This window comes from Lysinibacillus odysseyi 34hs-1 = NBRC 100172 (assembly GCF_001591965.1).
GTDB lineage: Bacteria > Bacillota > Bacilli > Bacillales_A > Planococcaceae > Lysinibacillus_B > Lysinibacillus_B odysseyi.
Genome location: NZ_BCVX01000005.1, coordinates 264182 through 286273, shown reverse-complemented (window position 1 = coordinate 286273; position 22092 = coordinate 264182). Strand labels below are relative to the sequence as shown.

The window sequence follows — 22092 nt, the reverse complement described above, 5'->3', positions numbered from 1 at the left end:
CCGCCAAATAAAAGAGAACAAATTTTTCTCTTTAGCAGATGCTGCCTATCCTACTTTTCGATATATAGTTTTTTACGGGGCAGCTGCCATTTCCGTGAGTAGGACATATAGCGGCAGAAGATAATGACTGCAAACAATCCGTATAATAACCAGTCGTTTATCATAAGCTGCATTCCGATGAGCAGTCCCGCAATAGCTGCCCATAATGCATATATTTCATCCCGCAGCACAAGTGGCTTTCTTCCAGCGAGCAAATCACGGATAATGCCTCCGCCGCAGCCTGTTAAGATGGCTGCTACGATTACCGCACTCAGCGGCAGCTCCAGTCTGACTGCATGCATCGCCCCCTGAATAGAAAAAGCGGCCAATCCGATGGCATCCGTAATGTTTCCCCAACGGTTCCAATGTTTAATAAGATGGTGGGGCATAAGGAAGAACAGTAAAATGGCGACCAATGTAATCTGAAACAGCATTTCCTGGTTCCATAGGGTAGAAACAGGTAAACCGATTAGTACATTCCGGATGGCCCCGCCGCCAAAAGCGGTAACAATCCCCAATATATAGACACCAAAAAGGTCATATTCTTCTTCCATAGCGATAATCGCACCAGATATCGCGAACGCCACAGTTCCAATAACACTAAAAAAAGTCCAAGCCACAAAAAAGCCTCCTAAACAATTTCTGAACCTTGAGAATAGCAGGTTTTAAGCAACTCGGCAATATGAAATAGTTGACGCATCCTTTCGAATTGATAAGATGGTAGAGGAATATAAAAGATAGGAGAGTCATCATGGCATTTCAGACCATATTAACAAACGATACATTGGCATTAGCCAAAAAAGTGGAAGAGCTTGTTCTTCCTTACCATAAAAGAGTAGATGATATGGCGTTCTTCAATCAGCAAAAAGTGCTGGCAGCGTTCCGTAAGCATCAGGTAAGCGATTATCATCTGCATCCATCGAGCGGCTATGGATATGACGATGAGGGGCGGGATAATCTAGAACGTGTCTATGCAGAAGTGTTCGGTACAGAGGCAGCAATTGTCCGCCCGCAAATTATTTCTGGTACGCACGCTATAACACTGAGCTTGTTCGGTGTGCTGCGTCCGGGGGATCATCTAGTATATATTACCGGAAAACCGTACGACACACTGCAGTCTATAGTAGACGGCGGCGAGAAAGATACAGGCTCGTTGAAAGATTTTGGCATCCACTATAGCCATGTGGATTTAGTAGATAATAAAGAAATCGATTGGGACGGCGTTAAGCAGAAAGTGAACGAACAGACAAAAATGGTCGCCATCCAGCGTTCAAAGGGCTATGCGACACGCCCTTCATTCACGGTGGCACAAATTGCTGAAATGGTAAAACAAATTCGTGCCATTGCCCCGAATGCCGTTATTTTTGTTGATAATTGCTACGGTGAATTTGTAGAGGCACTGGAGCCGACAGAAGTAGGCGCGGATTTAATGGCAGGCTCGCTTATCAAGAACCCGGGCGGAGGACTCGCAAAAATCGGGGGATATATTGCCGGCCGTGCAGATTTGGTGGAAAAATGTGCCTATCGTATGACTTCTCCAGGCATTGGGGCAGAAGCAGGTGCCACATTAAACACATTGGCAGATTTCTATCAAGGCTTCTTTATGGCTCCACATACGGTAGCACAAGCATTAAAGGGGGCGATTTTTACAGCAGCGATGCTGGAGGAAATGGGAATGACTACTTCGCCTCATTATACAGACGAGCGTACTGACCTGATTCAGTCCGTATCATTTCAGACAGCTGAACAAATGGTCGCTTTCTGTCGTCAAATCCAGGCCGCATCTCCTATTAATGCGCATTTTGCACCGGAACCTGCCTATATGCCGGGCTATGAGGATGATGTTATTATGGCAGCTGGTACATTTATTCAAGGCTCAAGCATAGAGCTGACAGCTGATGGCCCGATTCGTCCGCCATATACAGCGTTCATCCAGGGCGGGCTGACATATGAGCATGTAAAATATGCAATATGCTGTGCGGTACAAGCGTTAAAATAATGTTCACGTAAACATCACAACTCCGCCTCCACCTTATGCTATGCTAGCGGTGGAGGTGTTTTATATTGAAAAAATGGATTGGGGTAGCGTTTATTGTCATATTAATTGGGATAGCAGCCTGGACCGGTTTACGCAAGCCAGCCGTTGAATATGGGCTGACGGATAACGGTACAGGTGTTGAGCAGGGAGATACACCGCCGCAGTTTAAATTAGAGACACTTGACGGTGACCCAATGAGTCTGAAAGATGTAAAGGGGAAGAAGGTCATCCTGAACTTCTGGGCAACATGGTGCGGGCCATGCAGAGAAGAGATGCCAATCTTTGAAGCCTATGATGCTGCCCATGATGATGTCGTTGTAGTGGCCGTTAATATGACAAATAAGGATGCAAAGCTTGAAACGGTTTCTGCCTTTGTAGATAAGTACGGATTAACGTTCCCGGTACTGCTCGATCAAACAGGAGATGTTTCGAAGGCATACCAGGTCTTAAATATTCCAAGCACCTATTTTCTTAACGAGGAAGGTGTTATCCAGATGAAAGTTGAAGGATCCCTGGACAAAGCGATGCTTGATTCGTATATGCAGCAAATGTAGCGGGGAGCTGTTAATCCGCACGTACAACATATGTAAAGGGGAATGATATGTTAGGGGAGATAAGTGTTCAGGTAAAGTTAATTGTGTTTGCGCTAGCTTTGACTATTCTCACGCCATTTTTTACATTCTTTATACCGCTCGCTTACTTTGAAACAATCTATATACATATCGAAAGCTGGCTGATGCTTATTCCGATGCGGAATTTCGTACTGCTCGGGATAGGGTTCTCAGGACTTGTCGTTGTTTTAATGCTCCTGGCATGGAAGCGTAGCCGGTACACATATGTACTGGGTACTGTATTGCTCTTATGCACATTGCTTATCTTTTTTCAGTCGCAGCGCAACTATATCGCATTTCAGGAAAGCGGAATAGAAATGCTTGTGTATGGGCATGTGAAAAACTATTACTGGGAAGATATGAAGAGCATTGTGTATGAATCAGATGATAAAGATGGGAGCTATTATATTTTTCATATGAGAGATGGCCGTGCATTTGATATTGCAGAAAACGGACAGCTAAAAGAGGCAAGAGGAAAGCTGTTGGCGACAATTCGTCAATATGGAGTTTCTTACAAAGAAAATTACCATGAGTAAAGTACCCATTTTGGGTACTTTTTTATTTAACAATTAATAAAGAGTGGAAGAAGGGAAGGTGAATATTCTTCTAAGGTCACCTAAAGCTGGATGTATTGACTATTTCCTTGAGTTTTGAAATAGAGATTTATGAAACAGAAATTAGGAGAATAATAAGAGAAATAGAATTATTCGCTCTTTTGCCTATGTTTTTGTGTGTTTTTTTCATAGTGTGTTAGTTTTTCTGACATGTGATTGACAATGAATGTGACAAAGAGTAATATAACAGTAAGGGAGGTGGATTGAATGAGTAGTGAAATCAGAAGAACAATGCCGCTTTTGCCGATCAGTATTGTTATGCAATTGACAGAGCTGACAGCACGGCAGATCCGCTATTATGAGGAACATGAATTAATTCAGCCACACCGTACGGAAGGGAATCGCCGTATGTTTAGTTTAAACGACGTCGATACCTTATTGGAAATCAAGGATATGCTTGAACAGGGTGTAAACATGGCGGGTATTAAAAAAGTATTCGAAATGAAAAATGACCCGGCTGTCCAGGCGCAGGCAAAAGAAATTACAGATGGCGAACTCCGTAAAATATTACGCGAGGAAATGCGCCAGGCGCAACGTATGCAGAAAACATCAGTACGTCAAGGGAATTTATCGCGCTTTTACCAATAAAACGGTAAATTTCTATTCATCTGCTTTCCCATCAGCCGTCTAGTAGCACGAAGGCGAATGGCGCTGATGGAGAAGCAGGGGAGAGTTGCCGTTATGGTACATAAGTGTGTAAATTATATAACGATGAGGGAATTCCTCGGACAGCTTAAACATTTTAGGAGTGTGAAATTTTGGTTAAATACACAAAAGAAGATATTAAACGTCTCGTGCAGGAACAAGAAGTAAAATTCATTCGTTTACAATTTACAGATATTTTGGGAACGATTAAAAACGTTGAGATTCCAGTAAGCCAACTTGATAAAGCACTGGACAATAAAATGATGTTTGACGGTTCTTCCATTGAAGGATTTGTACGTATTGAAGAATCAGATATGTATCTATTCCCAGATTATGATACATTCATGATCTTCCCTTGGACTGCGGAAAAAGGAAAGGTAGCACGCTTTATCTGTGACATCGCACGTCCAGACGGTACACCGTTCGCCGGCGACCCGCGTTCAAACTTAAAGCGTATTTTAAAAGAGATGGAGGAACTAGGGTTTACAGACTTTAACTTAGGACCTGAGCCGGAATTCTTCCTATTCAAGCTTGATCAAAAAGGCGAGCCGACATTAGAAGTAAACGACCATGGCGGTTACTTCGACTTGGCACCAACTGACCTTGGGGAAAACTGCCGTCGTGATATCGTGCTGGAGCTTGAAGAAATGGGCTTTGAAATTGAAGCATCTCACCATGAGGTTGCACCAGGCCAGCACGAAATTGACTTCAAATACGCAGACGCTATAACTGCATGTGATAATATTCAAACATTCAAATTAGTAGTAAAAACAATTGCCCGCAAACACGGTCTGCACGCGACATTCATGCCGAAGCCATTATTCGGCGAAGCTGGATCAGGTATGCACTTTAACGTTTCTTTATTCAAAGGAAAAGAAAATGCATTCTTTGATGAATCAACAGAGCTAGGCTTATCTGAAACAGCAATGCAATTTATGGCTGGTGTTCTTGCGCACGTAAAAGGTTTTACAGCTGTCATCAACCCAACAATTAACTCGTACAAACGTTTAGTTCCGGGATATGAGGCGCCATGTTACGTAGCATGGTCTGCACAAAACCGTTCACCACTTATCCGTATCCCATCTTCACGCGGTGTATCAACACGTGTCGAAGTACGTTCGGTAGACCCATCTGCCAACCCATATTTGGCAATGGCAGTTATTTTGGAAGCTGGTCTAGAAGGAATCCGTCAGAAAATGACGCCGCCACCGGCGATCAACCGCAACATCTACGTGATGAGTGAACAAGAACGTAAAGCAAACGGTATCGACAACTTGCCAGCATCCCTTGACGATGCATTAGAATTACTTGCACAGGACGAAATCGTGAAAAACGCCCTTGGTGAACACATCTACGAAAACTTCCGTGAAGCGAAAGAAATCGAATCGGAAATGTTCCGTACAACTGTACACCAATGGGAACGTGACATGTATATGAAAATGTATTAATAAATAGGGAAAGCGTTGAAGCGGAAGGGCTTCAACGCTTTTTTTTGTTTGTGTTAAGGGGAGGGGGCGAATAGGAAAAACCGCTGTGCGACACAGCGAGATGAAACACCGTTGGTATTATGAATCGTATTGAATTTATATTACTTTAAGGTCAATCCACCTCTAACATAGGCTGTTCTATAATAGTAGGTGTTTGAGGTTCTACAGAAGGTTGATTTTGGATAATACTTTCTCCGTAGGTTATTGAAGATCCACCGCTGACTGTTGCTGAATCAGCAACAACTGTTCCTTTAACATGGGCTCCACGTATAACCTGAACATGAGCATTTGGAGCAATTATATACTGTGCATTAGCTGTAGCTCCACCGTTAAAAGTTACCTCTGGACCGGTAGTTACTATGTTTCCTCTTATTCCTCCCCCAATATTTTCGAATTTAATAGAAGTTTTTGCGAATAATGAGCCGCCTATCAATGTTTCTCCTATAAAGGATAAAGGTGAGTTCCCATTATAATAAATATTAGATAAATTAGGATCACGATTTTGACTATAATAACCTTTTATCGCTAGTGAATCTTTGACATACAAGTTTAGCTTACCGCTGCCAATTAGGTTAATAGATCCTTGAATAACATTTAAATTATCAACAATTAGATTTTTTTCTGTATCCCCTACATAAATATCCAAAACTCGATTACTCTCAATGGTAATGTTTTTTATATAAGAGTTGCTATCCAATTTTAAGCTACTGTCAGTCCCACCCTTTAGGTGTATGTTTTTAAGTTGGGTATAGACAGAGCTGTTTGAAAATATATCAGTTGGAAATGGTGGCGCTATTTGATTAAAATCAAAATATCCTAAACTCTGTTTGATTTTATTCTTATCTAAATTAAAATTTGAAGGTTGAGTAACCTTGTTTGGATTAACATTAATATTTCCGTCTAAAGAAAGTCCCCAATCTAATTTCAAATTTCCCGATAACGTACTAATGTCGCCTGTAATACTACTAGAAATCGTAGCACTCCTTTTAAAGATAACTGCGTGTTTTCCATCAATGGAAATATCCTCTGACGAATCTTTTAAGAAGGTGGGAGTAGGAATCGTCAATAATTGTGAAACGGTTCTAGAACTAGTTAATTTGGGTAAATAACCGGTTGACGTTAATTTATAAATTAATGGATTATCGGAATATTGTTCGACGGTAATAAGTGCTTCGGGAGATTGGTTATTTTGTTTTTCGAAACGACTATAAGTTGTCTTATTAATTGTATTAAGTCTTGATTTAATAATATTGAAGTAATTCATTACAAGTTGTTCTTCTGTACTTTTAGGATTAATAGAGGCTAAAACTTCGTTATAAGTATTTTGTACTACGTCGTTTATTTCATATTTGATATAGGTTAACCCCCCTTCTGCAATATAAAAAACAGACTGATCTTGGCGTTCTTTATCAGTTATTTTCATAGAATTTGCAGAGATAGTTAGCAAACCTACTCCGAGTACCGTTACTAAAATTAGTACCATAAATGTGTAAATCAACGCATAACCACTATCATTATTAAAGAAACTTTTGAAAAATTTCATTTGTTAGCTCCTCTAAAATATAATTTTGTTTCTATTGCTGGTCCCTTTTCTGAAGCGATTATTATATCCAAACTTTCATTTACCGAAAACTCTATAATATGATCTGCTAATAAAGTTCCGTTGCGATAAACTTTATTTGTTGAGTTGTTATATTCATAAAGATATTCTTCGCCAGTAACGCTGGAAGTAATTTTGAAGTTGCCATAATCTCTAAGCTTTTCATAATGAGTAGACTTCCGGATATCTTTAGTCAAAACTTTAGATAAATAGGTCACATCGACTAATTGTTGATTTTCTATAACCTGATTTTTATGTGTTTTACTACTGTTAGTAAGGATATTCATAATAATGATAGAAATAAGTGAAAGAATAATGACAACAGCTAAAATTTCAATGAGAGTTAAGCCGCTGTTATCCTTTTTTAGATTTTTCATTTATATTCCTCCCCAAATATAAATGTTTTCCATTTTACTTTTTAGTATATAACGATTATCAGATTGCAATTCTGAAACTTCAATGATGATTGAATATAGATTAGGTCTCAGTTCATTGAAACGAACAGCTATTTGATACTGTTGATCATCAGTTAATTGAATTAATTTATTGCCAACTAATTTATACTTTGTAAAAACCTTTCCAATAGCCTCTATATCAAATTTATTTGCCTTACTATACGCGTAGAAACTTTCCATTTCCTGTTGGGCTATATATGTGGAATTAATAACTCGTTCGGAAGTAACGCGGGCTTTTGATGTTTGAGTAAATATACTAATAAAAGATATCGAAATAATACTAATTAACAATATTGCAGCAATTACCTCTACTAAGGTAAAACCTCCCTTATTCTGTTTAAACCAATTTTTTATCATGTATTTACACCCCTAATTTATAACTCTTCATATCTGGATCGCATGTTGCTGATAGTGAGATTTTCCCTTTCTATCAATACCTGAAAGAAAACTAATAAATTTTATATGTGATTTATATCTTTTGTTAATAGAAAAGAAACTCTTATTCTAAATTGCTATAAAGAATAATTTTCTTTTAACCTTTATCCTTATATTTCGTTGTTTAATTTTCATGAAGTAACCAATAATCAATTTTTTGGAAAGTAAATATATTCTATTTACTATATCGATAAAGTGAAAATGAATCTATATTTCTTACATAAAGTTCCTATTTTAAGCATATAAAAAATATAAAAAAGACTAAAGGACTATACAAAGCGTATAGTGTTAGTGTATCTTATCTTTATAGTTATTTTCTAGTCTAAATGTAACTAGTACGTAAAAAATATTAAAATATGGTAGGAGTGTTGAGGGTGAAGAAAAATATCATTATGTTAGCTCTCCTGGCAAGTCTGCTGATTTATATTGTTTCCCCTCTGAACAGCTTTGAATTTAAGACTGCCTATGCCGAAGAAAACGGCTCTGTATCAACGATTGCCGGTATCGAGGTTGGGAATCTAACAGAGGGTGAAATGAGGACAGTACTGACAGATGCAGTCAACCAGTGGATGAATGAACCACTTGTAGTCACAGATGGAGGAAATGAACTTTCCTTGAATACGAGTGTGATTAGGTATGATATCGATAGTACGATAGCTTTATATAAAAACATGGTAAAAAAGGATTGGTATGCTTTTTGGAAGGATGATAAAGTCATCCATATTCCTCTCGAGGCTTTGCCAAATGAAGAAATAAAAAATGAAATTTCGAAGATGAGTATGTGGAATGAGGAAGAAACATACGCACAGGTCATGAGCTTTGCCGGTTATTTAAAATCAGGTGAGGTGGAAGCGGCAGTGGAAGATACATCGGCTTTGGAAACAGAGCGTATTGCTCTTGCGATAGAGAAAATTCCTGAAACGGCTTTTGGTACATATGATATTGCACAGGTATTAAATGATCAGGTTATTGCGCCGGGTGAGACGTTTTCTTTCGTTCAATCACTTGGAGAAAATGCTGATATAGCTAATAGTGAGGCGCTTCAATTTGTTGCTTCTCTTATTTACCAAAATGCTTTAAATATAAATACAGAAATTGTAGAAAGACAATCTCAGCATAAAATACCTAACTATTTGGAGCCTGGGATAGAGGCCGCAATTACTAGCAGCGGGGACAAGAATCTACAATTCACTAACCGCCTGGCAACCCCTATTAAGTTGAAGCTTTCAGTAGAAGAGCAGCAATTGAAAGCGGAAATGTATACAACACAAAAGGAAGCGGCTGTCACGACAAGGGTTGTACGTGATGAAGAGATCAAACCTCGGACAATTACACGCTATTCAAATGAGCTTGCAGCAGGACAGGTGAAGGAAGTCCAAAAAGGTGAACAGGGCTTACGTGTTTCGGTATACCGGGTAATAGACGGAGTTGAGGAACTTGTCAGCCGGGACTACTATCCACCGGTGAACCGTGTTCTTTTAAAGTCTTCGCGCCAGTTGCAGACACAGCAGTCTGCAGATACTGATCCGGATCTTCAAATGGATTTGAATGGTGATGGTCTGGCAGATGTGGAGTCAAGCGATGAAGCGGGAGCTGGGACAAAAGATGAAACGAATAATGAAACAATCAATGAAGCAGAGCTTGAGGTAGATGAAAACGGGAACGCAATCTTGCCTCCGGGCAGCTATTACGATAAAGGCGGCAACTTGATTACACCATAGGAAGGGGAGCCTAATGATGAGGACGGCAGCTCGCAAACGAATAGGGGACTTGCTTTTAGAAGCGGGAGTTATTACGGAAGAGCAATTGACGAATGCCCTTGACAATAAAAGCCGGGATGAAAAACTAGGGGATTTTCTGATTAAGGAAAACATCTTAACAGAGCAGCAGCTTATTGAAGTACTCGAGTTCCAGCTTGGAATTCCTCATATTTCGCTCAATCAAATTCCGATTGATCCGGAGCTTTTGCATCTTGTACCGGCTGAACTGGCAAAACGGGCCCAGCTTATCCCGATTCGGCGTGAGAAAAATAAGCTGTTCATTGCCATGGCAGACCCGATGGACTACTTTGCGATTGAAGAGGTACGGATGGCGACGGGATGCCAGATCGAAACGACGATTGCGGCAAAGGACGACTTATACCGGACGATTACAAAGTATTATGACCTGCAGGAATCGATGGAAGCCGCTTTGTCTGATGTACAGGTAAATGCACAGGATGCCCAGCAGGAAATTACGGATGAAGATTCACCGATTGTACGGCTTGTGAACCAAATTATCGCAAACGGAGTGGCACAGCGGGCATCGGATATTCACTTTGACCCACAGGAAACAGAGTTCAGAGTGCGCTACCGTGTGGATGGCGTACTGCGCACAGAGCGTTCTCTGCCGAAGCATATGCAGAATATGATGACCGCCCGTGTAAAAATCATGGGAAATTTGAATATTACAGAAAATCGGATTCCGCAGGATGGACGGATCAAGATAAATGTAAATTTCCGCCCGGTCGATATCCGGTTATCAACACTCCCGACAGTGTACGGTGAAAAGATCGTTATGCGTATTTTGGACTTGAGTAATGCACCGAATGATATCGGACAAATCGGGTTTTCTCCGGAAAACGAAGAGTTATTTAGCAGCATCATTAACCGCCCAAACGGGATTGTTTTAATAACCGGACCAACAGGTTCAGGGAAATCCTCGACGCTATATGCTGCTCTTTCTGAATTGAACGGAGAGGACGTTAACATTATTACAGTTGAAGACCCCGTCGAGTATCAGATGACAGGTATCAATCAGATTCAGGTGAAGGAGGAAGTCGGACTGACATTCGCAGCCGGACTACGCTCGATCCTGCGGCAGGACCCAGATATTGTCATGATCGGGGAAATCCGGGATTTAGAAACGGCACAAATTGCGATACGTGCATCCCTGACCGGTCACCTTGTACTCAGTACATTGCATACAAACAGTGCAGTAGAATCCATTTCACGACTAAAGGATATGGGGATAGAGCCGTTTCTGATCTCTTCGTCTTTAGTAGGTGCCATGGCGCAGCGTCTTGTACGAAAAATCTGCCGGGATTGCTCGAGAGAAGTCCCGGCAACAGAACGGGAAAAAGAGATATTTGCGGTTAACGGAATGACTGTTACAACTGTCCATCGTGGACGCGGCTGCGCAGCTTGTAGTAATACAGGCTATCGTGGACGTATGGCTATCCATGAAATTCTGCCGATTGACCGTGAATTGAAGGAGTTAATTCTTTCTCAAGTAAGCGGTAATGCTCTCCGTGACTGCATGAAGAAAAAAGGCTACAACACATTGCTGCAAGACGGACTTTTAAAAGTATTGAGCGGCATTACAACGACAGAAGAAGTGCTGCGTGTGGCAACAACGGAATAGGAAGTGACGAAATGACAATGACTGACAGCCTGCAAATTAAAGACTTGCTGCTATACGCCTATGAACAGAACGCGTCTGACCTGCATATAACGGTCGGGGTACCGCCTGTATACCGGGTGAACGGCAAGCTTATTCAATACGGGGAGACATCTGTCACTCCGGATATGGTAAATAAGATGGTCCGTGAACTTCTGCCGGAGCCGAAAATGGAAGAGTTTGACGAAAAGGGCGAAACAGACTTCGACTATACGCTGGAAGGCTACTGCCGCTTTCGTGTAAATGCCTACCACCAGCGGAATGCAGGTGCAATCGCTGCCCGTCTTATTTCCAATAACATTCCGACGATTGAGTCACTGAATATGCCAAAGGTGCTTTACGAGTTAGCGGAAAAACCACAGGGACTTATTTTAGTGACAGGGCCTACCGGTTCCGGAAAATCGACGACACTCGCAGCAATGATCAATTATATTAATGAAAATAAAGCGAAGCATATTATTACGCTCGAAGACCCGATTGAATATGTACATCATCATAAAAGATCCATCATTAATCAGCGTGAAGTCGGGACCGATACAGCAAGCTTTGCGAACGGACTGCGGGCATCACTCCGCCAGGATCCGGATATTATATTAGTCGGGGAAATGCGGGATCTGGAAACGATCTCGACTGCGATTACCGCGGCGGAAACGGGACATTTAGTATTTGCGACATTACATACATCCAGTTCACCAACAACAATTGACCGCATTATTGACGTGTTCCCGCCCCATCAGCAAGGGCAGATTCGAATTCAGCTGGCAAACGTCCTGCAGGGGATTATCTCACAGCGTCTTTTTGTTAAAAAGGACGGGAAAGGCCGGGTCGCAGCAACAGAAATTTTAGTCGGCGTGCCGGCAGTAACGAACCTTATCCGAAACGAGAAGGTACATCAAATCCCAAGTGTCATGCAGACAAGCCGGGCACTCGGCATGCATACGCTTGAATCATGTATACAAGGTTTAGTTTCGGAGGGGAAAATTTCACTTGAGGAAGCACGGCCGTATTTGAATGTGGGTGAGTACATTTGACCGTTTTTAAATACAGTGGACGTTCCAAAACAGGTGCGTTAAAAAAGGGAACGATCCAGGCAGCGAATAAAAATAACGCGATTCTCAAACTTCGCGAACAAGGGATAAACCCGCGGGAAGTGGAAGAGTCGACAAGCATCCTCCATAAGGATTTGAGTATCGGTGGAGGTATCAAAAATCAAGACTTTGTTATTTACTGCCGCCAGTTTGCGACACTCATTCGTGCCGGTATTTCAATTGTAGAAGCCACGAATATACTTGCCCGTCAGTCGACAAGCAAGCTGCTGAAAAAGGCACTTGAAGAGGTAGAAGAAGACGTGCGGACAGGGACTGCCTTTTCACAGGCAATTGCAAAGCATCCAAAAGTATTTCCAGATTTATTTATCAATATGATGCGGTCAGGCGAGGCAACCGGTAATATCGATGAAACATTGGACAGACTTGCCAATACATTTGAAAAGCAGTTTCGGATTAAAAAGAAGGTACAGTCGACGATGACATATCCGGCGATCCTGCTGCTGATTACGATCGGGGTTGTCTTCTTCCTGTTGATTTACATCGTGCCAACCTTTGTCCAAACGTTTGATGAGATGGGGGCGGAGCTGCCGCTGATTACCGTTATTACGGTGAAAATCAGTGACTGGCTCACAAGCTTTTGGTGGCTCATTTTAATAGGGATTTTAGGCGCGGTAATAGGATTTAACTCGCTTTATAAAAAGAATAAAAAATTCAATTATTTAGTTCATTACTCAATGCTGCGGCTGCCTATATTTGGACCATTGTTACAGAAAACAGCTATTTCCAGGCTGACACGCACGCTGTCTTCGCTATTCAGCAGTGCCGTGCCGATTTTACATGCCATTACAATTTCCGAGCGGGTAAGCGGAAACCCGGTCATCAGTGAAGTCATGATTGAGGCAAGAGAAAGCCTAGAAAAAGGTAGCACGCTAACCGAGCCACTGCAAAAAAGCTGGCTGTTCCCGCCGCTTGTGACGAGCATGACGCAGATCGGGGAATCGACAGGGTCGCTTGACTATATGCTCGAGAAGATCGCCGATTTCTACGAAGAGGAAGTCGATCGTGCCGTAGATACGCTGAAATCGTTGATTGAGCCCGCAATGATCTTATTTTTGGCCATTATAGTCGGCACAATTGTAGCAGCCATTATGCTACCGATGTTCAGCCTTTATGAACAAATGTAAGGTTTTTATTAAAAATAAGGATAATAGATTGCAAGTTAATTAAGGAAAAATGACTGGACGTTTGTAAGGAGGCATCAAAGCAATTTTGACGTCCGTACACAACAAAAAAACAAAGAATCAAAAAGAGGAGGTATTTTCATATGTTTCAACAAATGAAAAAACGTATTAAAAATGAAAAAGGTTTAACACTTATTGAGCTTTTAGCTGTAATCGTAATCTTGGCGATTGTCGCAGCAATTGCTATTCCTGCGATTGGAAACATTATTAACAACTCACGAGATAAAGCAATATTATCGGAGGCTACAAACGTAATAGCTGGAGCTAAATTAGCAAAAATAGATGGAGTATGTGGAGAGGGTTCTACTAAACCTTGTACAAATACAACTACTGATATAGGAAAATATATTGAGGGTGTCAAAGGGACATTTACTACTTACTATGATGGAACAGAATGGGTTATAACATATGGTGAGATGTCTAAAATTAGTAGTGGTGGTAAATTCAACGGTATGCAATCCTTAACTTTAATTAAAGAATCTGTAATAAAAAATGCACTCGATAAAGGTAGTTACAGTGCATCAACCCCAGCGACTTAAAAAGTTAGTAATTCATCGAACCCCCAACCCCTAGCAGGTTGGAGGTTCCATTGAGTGATTAACACTATATTCTAGCAGACTAACACGAAAGAACAGGAGGCCCGACTATGCTGAAATTATTAACACCAAGAAAGAAATCCCATGTCAGTATTGAGCTGAATGATTATGTACTGCGGGCACTTGTGGCGAAGGGGCCGGATCTAACGCAGGCAGAGTGTTTTGATATCCCGCTAGCGCAGGGAGTTTTGCAGGATGCGGCGATAATGGATGAGATGAGCCTGTTTGAGATTGTGAAGGCAAATGTGGCGCAGTGGGGCGGGAAGCGGCAGCATGTGCGCTTTTTTGTGCCGGATACGTCCGTTTTATTGAAGACAATCGAGCATCCGGATGATTTGACGGACATAAAGGATTTGCGTGGCTATGTTCAGCTGGAGGTTGGGCATTCCATTCATCTGCCGTTTCAGGAGCCGCTTGTTGATGTGTATGATCCGAATCCGGAAGATGGGAAAGCCGTATTATTTGCGGCGCCTCCGGAAGAAGTGCGGAAGTTAATGGGCATATTACTTGATAACCATTTATCACCTCAGGTTGCGGATATCCGCGCGCTGGCGAATTTACGTCTTTTGGCATCACTTGACTTGATCAATGATCACAAAACATATTTGATCGCGGATTGGTCAATTAATGAATTATCTATTTGTATCTATTCGGAGGGGCATGTAGAGTTTCTTCGTTATCAGGCGATCGAAACGGATTTAGAGAAATGGCAGACGGAACATGACGGAGAGAATGAATATGATATTTCGTTTACATATAAAGGCAATCTCCAGGATTACCTGATGATTGTAACGGACCAAGTGCTGGAGCTCGACCGAATGATGAATTTCTTTAAATTTTCTCTACATAAAGGTGAAAAATCAGTGGATGAGATTATTATTTTAGGGGACAATCCGCTGCTTTCCAATATTACGGAGTTTTTGGCGCAGAATTTTGACAACCCGATTATCGAAGTAAATGATGTCCTTATTGGCAAGAAATATCCAGGCTTTCAGGCGAAGCATGCGTCTCTCATCGGCCTTGCGTTAAAGGGGGAGACTGTATGAGTATGATTCCTGATATTAACCTGATGCCGAATTCCGAACAGGAAGACGGCCAATCCAAGCTGTTTTTCATCTTGCTTGGAATACTTGTCATCATCATGCTTGCGGTTATGTCATGGCTGTATTTTACGGCGAAGGCAGACGTGACAAATTTAACAAAAGAGGAACAGGCACTTCAAAGCGAACGAGATGCCCTGCAGTCAGAGTTATCTACTTTACAGGGGGCAGCACAAGGCTCTGTAGAGGAGTCACTTGCGTTTATTGAGCATATTTCTTATCCAGTGACGCCGCTCATTGATGAAACGAAAAATTTATTGCCGGAGAATACATACTTGCGTGATTACTCCTTTGGGGAATCGGCGGTGACGTTCTCTGTCGATTTTGAAACATTGAATGCCGTATCGACTTATATTAGCCGGCTTGAGGGCAGTCCGTACTTCCTGGATGTGCAGGTAGGAACAATTGAAGAATTCGAGCTTGGTGCTGAAGGGGAAGAGCGAAATGACGAAGTACGGTTCAGCGAGGTACCTCGTTATACGGTAGAGGTAACACTCGCTATCAGTAACGCGCAATTGGTTGCCGGGGGTGAATTATAATGCAGCTTTCCAGCAGTAAATACTCAGGGCCGCTTTTAGTGACAGCGCTTGTTTTGGCAATATTGTTTGCGCTATATTATTATGTCGTACTGCCGAAACAGGACGAAGCGGAGGCGAAGCAGAATGAGGTCAATACTTTACATAGCGACATCTCCACAATGAAGGAACAGCTAGCCCTTATAGAGGAGGGCGGCAACAGCAGCGTCCATAATGAATTTGCCATCCGTAAAAAGTTGCCGGCAAGCCGTGAGATTGACCAGCTCCTTCTATCATTTGAGGAGATTGAGTATGTATCGAATTCCCGTATTGTAGGCATCAGTTTTAATAATTACGATGATCTTGTTTCTGCATCAGGGCTTGCCGATCCGAATGCAGCAAGCGAAACAGAGGAAACTTCAGGAGAGGCATCGGCCGGCGGTACTGTCGATGAATCGGCTGCTAAGGAAACAGACAAGCAAGAAGAGGTTCCTATATCGACAATGTCGGTTGAAGCACTGCCTGCAAATTTAAAATTAATTACATTTCAAATAGATATTGAATCACCGGATGATGAGGAGCTGCAGCAGTTTATCAGAGAAATCGAACAGATGGAACGGGTCATGCATATTGATACAATCGAATACTCGCTGCCGGGTGAGGAAGATATGCTGACAGAAGAGGGTTCCACGATTACGTCAGCGAGCATCCAGGTGACGACGTTCTATTTTGAATAAGAGGTCATAAGATGGAAATTGTTTATAGTATCTTTATTGCGTTATTCGGTCTTGTGCTCGGGTCATTTTATAATGTCGTCGGGCTGCGGGTGCCAAAGGGAGAATCAATCGTGAATCCGCCTTCCCACTGCACGAGTTGTGACCGCAGACTGAAGGCTTTTGAATTAATCCCGGTTCTTTCATATGTAATGCAGGGAGGAAAGTGCAGAGGGTGTGGGGCAAAGGTATCGCCGATTTACTGTATAACGGAAATTGCGACCGCTGCTTTATTTGTAGGAAGCTATTTAACGTTTGGTTTTACAGCAGAGCTGGCCGTGGCCCTTTTGTTTATATCGCTTCTCGTAATCATTAACGTTTCAGACATGGCGTACATGCTGATCCCAAATAAGATTCTTTTATTTTTCCTGCCGCTTATAGTCATCGCGCGGATTGTTTCGCCGCTTGATCCGTGGTGGGATAGCCTGCTAGGAGCAGTGGTGGGATTTGGCATATTACTGCTCATTGCCGTTATTTCGAAAGGCGGTATGGGCGGCGGCGACATCAAGCTATTTTTTGTGCTCGGGCTTGTCCTAGGCACCGTCAATACACTTTTAACGCTTTTCTTAGCTTCACTTATCGGGATGGTTACGGGAATGATTATTCTAAAGGTGCGCGGACAGGGAAGAAAGACGCCGATTCCGTTCGGGCCATCGATTGCGCTCGGGGCTGTCATCACCTATTTTTATGGGGCGGACTTGATTGAATGGTACTGGCAGCTATTTTAAAAGAGAAGCTCATTATATCGGTTAAAACCCTTGGTCATTCCAATTATGGATAGCCAAGGGTTTTAAAATTTGTAAGGTTATACTGATAAATGTCTGCTCTATCGGAAAATCGCAGAGGTTCCTATCTAATACCGGTCCACCATTTCCGGCTCATTGACAGATTTAATATATTCTTCTTCTTCGTCACGCGTGAATTCCGTGTAGGTGGTGATTAAATCTTCATCGTATATTATTTTCAGCCGGGAATATTGTTTTGCGGTACCATTTAGCAATTGGGCTTGCTGGGTTGCGGAAAGGTAGCCGTTTGCTGTGTCTCCGCGCACTGCCGTTAAAATCAACCGCCGTGCTGAGATGCCGCCTGTTAAATTGATGTTTGAACCAACCCCATACATGAGCATATCCTGCTTCGTATAGAAAAATCCTTTAATTTTCGAAGCATTGGCTTGGTTGCTGTTCACCGATAAATTGTACATATCGATATTGCCGTTTGCAAAAACAATCATTGTACTATTTTCATCCACACCTTGAATCGTGCTTTCTGAAATATCGACTTTGCCTTGTACATAAAGAATAGCATCAGCCTTCAAATTGACATTGGTGATTGTTAAATCGCCATAAACATAATATGTGCCTTTTAATGTAATGTCTTTTCTATCGGTTTTGGTGCCTCCATTGATTGTCATACTGCCGAATTTAAAGGTATTACGATCTACCAGCCTTGTTCCTGTCCGTTCCTGCTGTTCCCATTCCACACAAACTTTTTCCTTCCAAATCGGCCAAAGAATCCATTTATCTTCTTGCTTAATACAAACATTTTCATAATAAGTATAGGTTTCTTGTACTTTTTCAGTGGCTGTACTGCTTACAAATACTGCATCCTTTTTTCCGTAACTTCTCGTTGGATGGTTTGTAGTAGTGATCTCTAAGTTATTCGTATAATTCGCCTTGTTGGAACTTGCATTGTATCTATCCAAAATCTTTGTAGTAATTTCCACCGTATCCTGTGGAACAGAGCTTTTTGTGATGACGCTTATCGCAGGGCTGTTGAAGAATAGATTGGATATTGCCGTCTGTCCGGCAGCGGTCGCCGTATCAAACTTTGTATAATACCCGGCTTTGCTAAGGTTCGTCCCGTTAATATGGTTGTTATAATCCTGGAATTTATTCAAATCATACACGGCTCTATTTTCTTTGCTGAAAATGACTTTTGGCGTCACACTGCCTGGGCTGGCTGTTAATTTAGCCCTCACACTGGGCTGCCATATAGCGGTACTGCCGCTGAACCAAGTGGCATTGCTTGAAATGATTAAATCATTATCTGTTTTAATATCGCCTTGGATTTCTACGCCGCCATGTAAATATAAGTTTCCGCCGTTATTGGTGGAAAGGGCATAACGCAATTGATCGGGAATAGCATCTGTACCAATGATAACTTTTGCTGTCGTTACTCTTTCTTTTCCATCTACTAAACCTGTGCTGATAATAGGGACTTGTTTTTTTAGCTCCTGCAGTATTTTTGTTCCGTCATCTTTTTCAGTGTAGACATTTTGAATGTTCTTTACATCTATACATACCGTTGTATTTCCTGTGTCTCCCGGAATTTTGATGCCTCCCCCCGTACAGCTCAACTCACCCGATGTAATAGTTTCATTTAATTTTGCCTGGAACTGCGCCTTTCCGATATTTCCTGAAAGGACATAGTTTCCAAGCTCGGCTTGCAGGCTGTCGACCATAAATTCAATGCCTTTATCCGCCAGGTCAGTAGCTTGTACGATATCTTCCCGGGTATTGTTCTTTAAAATGCCGTTTGTCGTCAAGGTAATCAAACTTAATCCGAGAATGGTAAAGATGAGGATGGTGCCTATTGCTATTAATAAAGAATATCCGTCGTCATTTTGTAAATATTTTCTCAAGTTTTCACCCCCCTCCAATAGACTCATTTTGAAGTGAGAATAGGCTGGATTTCATTAATGAACGTTTGTTGTTTTGAAATTTCCTTGTTCCCTCTTCTATAGGTACTTTGCAATGCAACAGTCACTTTATATAAATTTGTGCTATCTGGATTTCCTTCTATATAAGAGCTAGGCAAAATTTTGATATCCGTATGGGCAATGGCATAAACCTCATCCAAAATATAAAGCTTCGTCACATTGTTGCTAGTTTTGAAGCCAATCGGTTGTAAAGTAGCATTGCATGCCGCTGCTGTCACCAATACACCTTCCTCATTCTTTTGACATTTCCGCAAGTCGTTTGTCACTTCGATATAGCTATCACCTTTTCCATTTGTCACGTTCCGAATAATGTGAGTCTGCTTTGTTGAATAAAGCGCTTTAATGAATTTGCTTACAATAATATCTGCCTCATCCCTTACCATCGTTTCCTGCTGGATTATCCGGTTATGCTCGATCGTTTTTGTAATGAGCGAAAAAACGAAAATAGAGAGAATCGATAACAGGACAATACTTGCCAAAAGCTCAATCAACGTTAAACCTTTTTCATTTTTTAGGTGTTTATTCAAGGGAAACATATCCTTCCGAAGAGCCTTTGATTTTCCCATCAGGCGCAGTAACGGTGACGACTACCTTGATTAAATTAAGGCTTTTTTCCGAGTAACGTATCTTTCCGCTGGATGGTGAAACGTCACTTTGTGAGGCCTTATAGGAAACCATATATGTCTTCTCATTCATCGCTATCGCTAAAGGAGGCCTCTTTTTAATGGGATCCTTTTCAGTGGTATCGATAAAGTAATCGTTCATATTAGTAATGGCAGGTTTTTTTGTAAAAGTTTCCGATTGCAGTTTTGCAAGGGCTGCATCCGCCAAATTGATCGTGACAAGTTTCTCATTATTATGGACTGAGGCTTTATTTGCCTGAATAAAAAGTTGTGCAAAGCTTATAAGTACAATGGAGACTATAGCTATTGAAGCGACTAGTTCTATTAAACTAATCCCATTCTCGTTTTTTATTATTTTCAATGAAAAGCTCAACTCCTTGTTTAAAAATGTCAAATAAAGTCTATATGATAACAAGATAGTTTAATTTAGTAATATATTTCGCGAACAATTTTTCCTCTTTATGTAAATCTATATTCTTGCTTTTTGTTACATATTTATGATGGATTTCTATTACAGTTCATTTAAAAAATACCTTTTAAAAAATATTTAAAACATACATAAAAGCGTTTGTTGTTTTTAATAGTCAGAATATTCGGTTTTACTGTATTGCATCGCACTTTCCTTAAACATGTGTACTAGCTGCACGTTCCGCCTGAGGAGCCTATTATATTCGCCTTGATGAAACTAATAGACAATGAACAAAGATAGAGGAGGATATGAGAATGAAAACAAAACTGATTTTATTCGCTTTTATTGCAGGTCTGCTCATGTATATCATTTCGCCGCTGACTAATATTCCGACTGAAAATGCGTATGCTGATCAGGAAAATACCGGTTCGACCATTGCCGGTATAGAAGTTGACGGGTTAGAAAGGGATGAATTAAAAAAGACGCTTACTAAAGCGATTGACCAATGGCTGAATAAGCCAATGATTGTTTCGGGGAATGACAGCTCGCTGAACATTGATAAAATCAATATTCAATTTGATATTGATGGTACTATTTCTCTCTATGAATCTAAGGCAAAGCAAAAGTGGTACGCCTTTTGGAAAGATGAAAAAATATTCCACCTGCCTCTTGAGATAGTACTGAATGAAAGTGTGAAAGAGGAACTCGCTACAATAGCAGGATGGGATACAGAAGAAACGTACGCAAAGATTCTACATCATGCTGCTTATCTAAAAACAGGGGAAGTCGAAGCAGTCGCAGGAGATACATCCATTTTAGAAGCAAATCGGATAGCTCTTGCGATAGAAGAAATTCCTGAAACGGCTTTCGGTACATATGATATTGCTGCTATATTGAATGACCGGGTGATTGGGCCGGGGGAAACATTTTCCTTCATTCAGGCACTCGGGGAAAACAATGAGATTGGAAATACAGAAGCACTTCAATTTATCGCTTCTGTTATTTATCAAACTGCTCTGCAGATCAACTCGGAAATTGTAGAGCGCCACTCGCAGCATGAAATACCGGTGTATCTTGAGCCGGGAATCGAGGCAGCGGTTACTAGCAGCGGGGACAAGGACCTGAAATTCATTAACCGCCTAGCAACACCTATTAAGCTGAAGCTTTCAGTGGAAGCACAGCAATTAAAAGTGGAAATGTATACAACGCAGCAGGAAGAACCTGTGGCGACAAGGGTGGTGCGCGATGAAGAAATCAAACCACGGACAATTATCCGTTATTCAAACGAATTGGCAGTTGGACAAGTAAAGGAAGTCCAAAAAGGTAAACAAGGTCTGCGTGTTTCGGTATACCGGGCAATAGACGGAGTCGAGGAGCTCGTCAGCCGGGATTATTATCCACCGGTAAATCGTGTGTTATTGGAGTCAGCACGCCAATTGCAGACACAGCAGCCTGCCGAGAGCGATCCGGATCTGCAGATGGATCTGGATGGTGACGGATTAGCGGATGTGGAGTCAAAGGATGATGAGAAAAACGTACCTGTAAAACAAGAGGAAGAAGGTACAGAGAATAACAATAAAGATGAAAATCCAAAAAAGAATCAAGATAAAGAAGTAAAGATAGATGAAGATGGAAATCCAATATTGCCCCCAGGCAGCTACTACGATAAAGGCGGCAACTTGATTACACCGTAGAAAGGGGAGAC

Annotated in this window: 22 protein-coding genes; 15 read left to right on the top strand and 7 right to left on the bottom strand. The window is 41.4% G+C overall.

Annotation, left to right across the window (positions count from 1 at the left end; all coding sequences use genetic code 11):
• Positions 1-50 precede the first annotated feature (50 nt).
• Positions 51-659, bottom strand: a complete 609-nt coding sequence (locus BOD01S_RS10680; protein ID WP_036154160.1) for a trimeric intracellular cation channel family protein — start codon at positions 657-659, stop codon at positions 51-53.
• A gap of 131 nt (positions 660-790) precedes the next feature.
• Here BOD01S_RS10680 and BOD01S_RS10675 point away from each other — a divergent pair, with 131 nt between their 5' ends.
• The 5 genes from BOD01S_RS10675 (at position 791) to glnA (ending at position 5395) form a co-directional block, all read left to right on the top strand.
• Positions 791-2038: a methionine gamma-lyase family protein gene (locus tag BOD01S_RS10675; protein WP_036154162.1), complete on the top strand. Its 1248-nt coding sequence runs from the start codon at positions 791-793 to the stop codon at positions 2036-2038.
• A gap of 65 nt (positions 2039-2103) precedes the next feature.
• Positions 2104-2631, top strand: a complete 528-nt coding sequence (locus BOD01S_RS10670; protein WP_052124824.1) for a TlpA family protein disulfide reductase — start codon at positions 2104-2106, stop codon at positions 2629-2631.
• Between the two features lie 47 nt (positions 2632-2678).
• Positions 2679-3224, top strand: coding sequence for a hypothetical protein (locus BOD01S_RS10665; RefSeq protein WP_036154167.1), 546 nt, complete (start codon positions 2679-2681; stop codon positions 3222-3224).
• A gap of 285 nt (positions 3225-3509) precedes the next feature.
• Entirely contained in the window at positions 3510-3890 is a 381-nt protein-coding gene (locus BOD01S_RS10660; protein WP_036154169.1) for a MerR family transcriptional regulator, read from the top strand.
• 170 nt (positions 3891-4060) lie between these two features.
• The gene (glnA, locus tag BOD01S_RS10655; protein ID WP_036154171.1) at positions 4061-5395 is read left to right on the top strand and encodes a type I glutamate--ammonia ligase; all 1335 of its coding nucleotides are present in this window, start codon (positions 4061-4063) and stop codon (positions 5393-5395) included.
• A 151-nt stretch (positions 5396-5546) separates the two neighbouring features.
• Here glnA and BOD01S_RS10650 read toward each other — a convergent pair whose 3' ends face one another.
• The 3 genes from BOD01S_RS10650 to BOD01S_RS10640 are packed head-to-tail and all read right to left on the bottom strand — an operon-like array spanning position 5547 to position 7846.
• Positions 5547-6977 (bottom strand): PilX N-terminal domain-containing pilus assembly protein, encoded by a 1431-nt coding sequence (locus BOD01S_RS10650; protein WP_036154173.1) that lies wholly within the window; start codon positions 6975-6977, stop codon positions 5547-5549.
• A complete protein-coding gene (locus BOD01S_RS10645; RefSeq protein WP_036154175.1) occupies positions 6974-7411 on the bottom strand; it encodes a prepilin-type N-terminal cleavage/methylation domain-containing protein in 438 nt (145 codons plus the stop codon). Before BOD01S_RS10645 ends, BOD01S_RS10650 begins: the two co-directional genes overlap by 4 nt.
• Complete coding sequence (locus tag BOD01S_RS10640; RefSeq protein WP_036154178.1) at positions 7412-7846, bottom strand: prepilin-type N-terminal cleavage/methylation domain-containing protein; 435 nt, start codon at positions 7844-7846, stop codon at positions 7412-7414.
• A gap of 452 nt (positions 7847-8298) precedes the next feature.
• Here BOD01S_RS10640 and BOD01S_RS10635 point away from each other — a divergent pair, with 452 nt between their 5' ends.
• From BOD01S_RS10635 to BOD01S_RS10595, 9 genes are all read left to right on the top strand, one after another.
• Positions 8299-9645 (top strand): VanW family protein, encoded by a 1347-nt coding sequence (locus tag BOD01S_RS10635; RefSeq protein ID WP_052124825.1) that lies wholly within the window; start codon positions 8299-8301, stop codon positions 9643-9645.
• Positions 9646-9661: 16 nt separating this feature from the next.
• Positions 9662-11326, top strand: coding sequence for a GspE/PulE family protein (locus BOD01S_RS10630; RefSeq protein WP_036154182.1), 1665 nt, complete (start codon positions 9662-9664; stop codon positions 11324-11326).
• Positions 11327-11337: 11 nt separating this feature from the next.
• A complete protein-coding gene (locus BOD01S_RS10625) occupies positions 11338-12393 on the top strand; it encodes a type IV pilus twitching motility protein PilT (protein WP_407655996.1) in 1056 nt (351 codons plus the stop codon).
• Positions 12390-13595: a type II secretion system F family protein gene (locus tag BOD01S_RS10620; RefSeq protein WP_036154184.1), complete on the top strand. Its 1206-nt coding sequence runs from the start codon at positions 12390-12392 to the stop codon at positions 13593-13595. The genes BOD01S_RS10625 and BOD01S_RS10620 overlap by 4 nt, the downstream gene beginning before the upstream one ends.
• A 140-nt stretch (positions 13596-13735) precedes the next feature.
• Entirely contained in the window at positions 13736-14191 is a 456-nt protein-coding gene (locus BOD01S_RS10615) for a prepilin-type N-terminal cleavage/methylation domain-containing protein (RefSeq protein WP_036154186.1), read from the top strand.
• 107 nt (positions 14192-14298) lie between these two features.
• Positions 14299-15294 (top strand): type IV pilus biogenesis protein PilM, encoded by a 996-nt coding sequence (gene pilM, locus BOD01S_RS10610; RefSeq protein WP_036154188.1) that lies wholly within the window; start codon positions 14299-14301, stop codon positions 15292-15294.
• Positions 15291-15887 carry a PilN domain-containing protein gene (locus BOD01S_RS10605; protein ID WP_233153124.1) on the top strand — a complete coding sequence of 199 codons (597 nt, stop codon included), beginning with the start codon at positions 15291-15293 and terminating at the stop codon, positions 15885-15887. The genes pilM and BOD01S_RS10605 overlap by 4 nt, the downstream gene beginning before the upstream one ends.
• On the top strand, positions 15887-16600 hold the full coding sequence (locus BOD01S_RS10600; protein WP_036154191.1) for a hypothetical protein: 714 nt from the start codon (positions 15887-15889) through the stop codon (positions 16598-16600). Before BOD01S_RS10605 ends, BOD01S_RS10600 begins: the two co-directional genes overlap by 1 nt.
• 11 nt (positions 16601-16611) lie before the next feature.
• On the top strand, positions 16612-17364 hold the full coding sequence (locus BOD01S_RS10595) for a prepilin peptidase (protein ID WP_036154193.1): 753 nt from the start codon (positions 16612-16614) through the stop codon (positions 17362-17364).
• A 125-nt stretch (positions 17365-17489) separates the two neighbouring features.
• Here the strand turns inward: BOD01S_RS10595 and BOD01S_RS10590 are convergent, their stop codons facing one another.
• From BOD01S_RS10590 to BOD01S_RS10580, 3 genes are read right to left on the bottom strand one after another with little or no spacing between them, the layout of a single operon-like run.
• A complete protein-coding gene (locus tag BOD01S_RS10590) occupies positions 17490-19277 on the bottom strand; it encodes a hypothetical protein (RefSeq protein WP_036154195.1) in 1788 nt (595 codons plus the stop codon).
• A gap of 23 nt (positions 19278-19300) precedes the next feature.
• Entirely contained in the window at positions 19301-19882 is a 582-nt protein-coding gene (locus BOD01S_RS10585; RefSeq protein ID WP_036154196.1) for a pilus assembly FimT family protein, read from the bottom strand.
• Positions 19875-20339 (bottom strand): PulJ/GspJ family protein, encoded by a 465-nt coding sequence (locus BOD01S_RS10580; protein WP_036154198.1) that lies wholly within the window; start codon positions 20337-20339, stop codon positions 19875-19877. The genes BOD01S_RS10585 and BOD01S_RS10580 overlap by 8 nt, the downstream gene beginning before the upstream one ends.
• Positions 20340-20701: 362 nt before the next feature.
• On the opposite strand from BOD01S_RS10580, the gene BOD01S_RS10575 reads away from it, so the two are divergent.
• Complete coding sequence (locus BOD01S_RS10575) at positions 20702-22081, top strand: VanW family protein (protein WP_052124826.1); 1380 nt, start codon at positions 20702-20704, stop codon at positions 22079-22081.
• Positions 22082-22092: the final 11 nt, after the last annotated feature.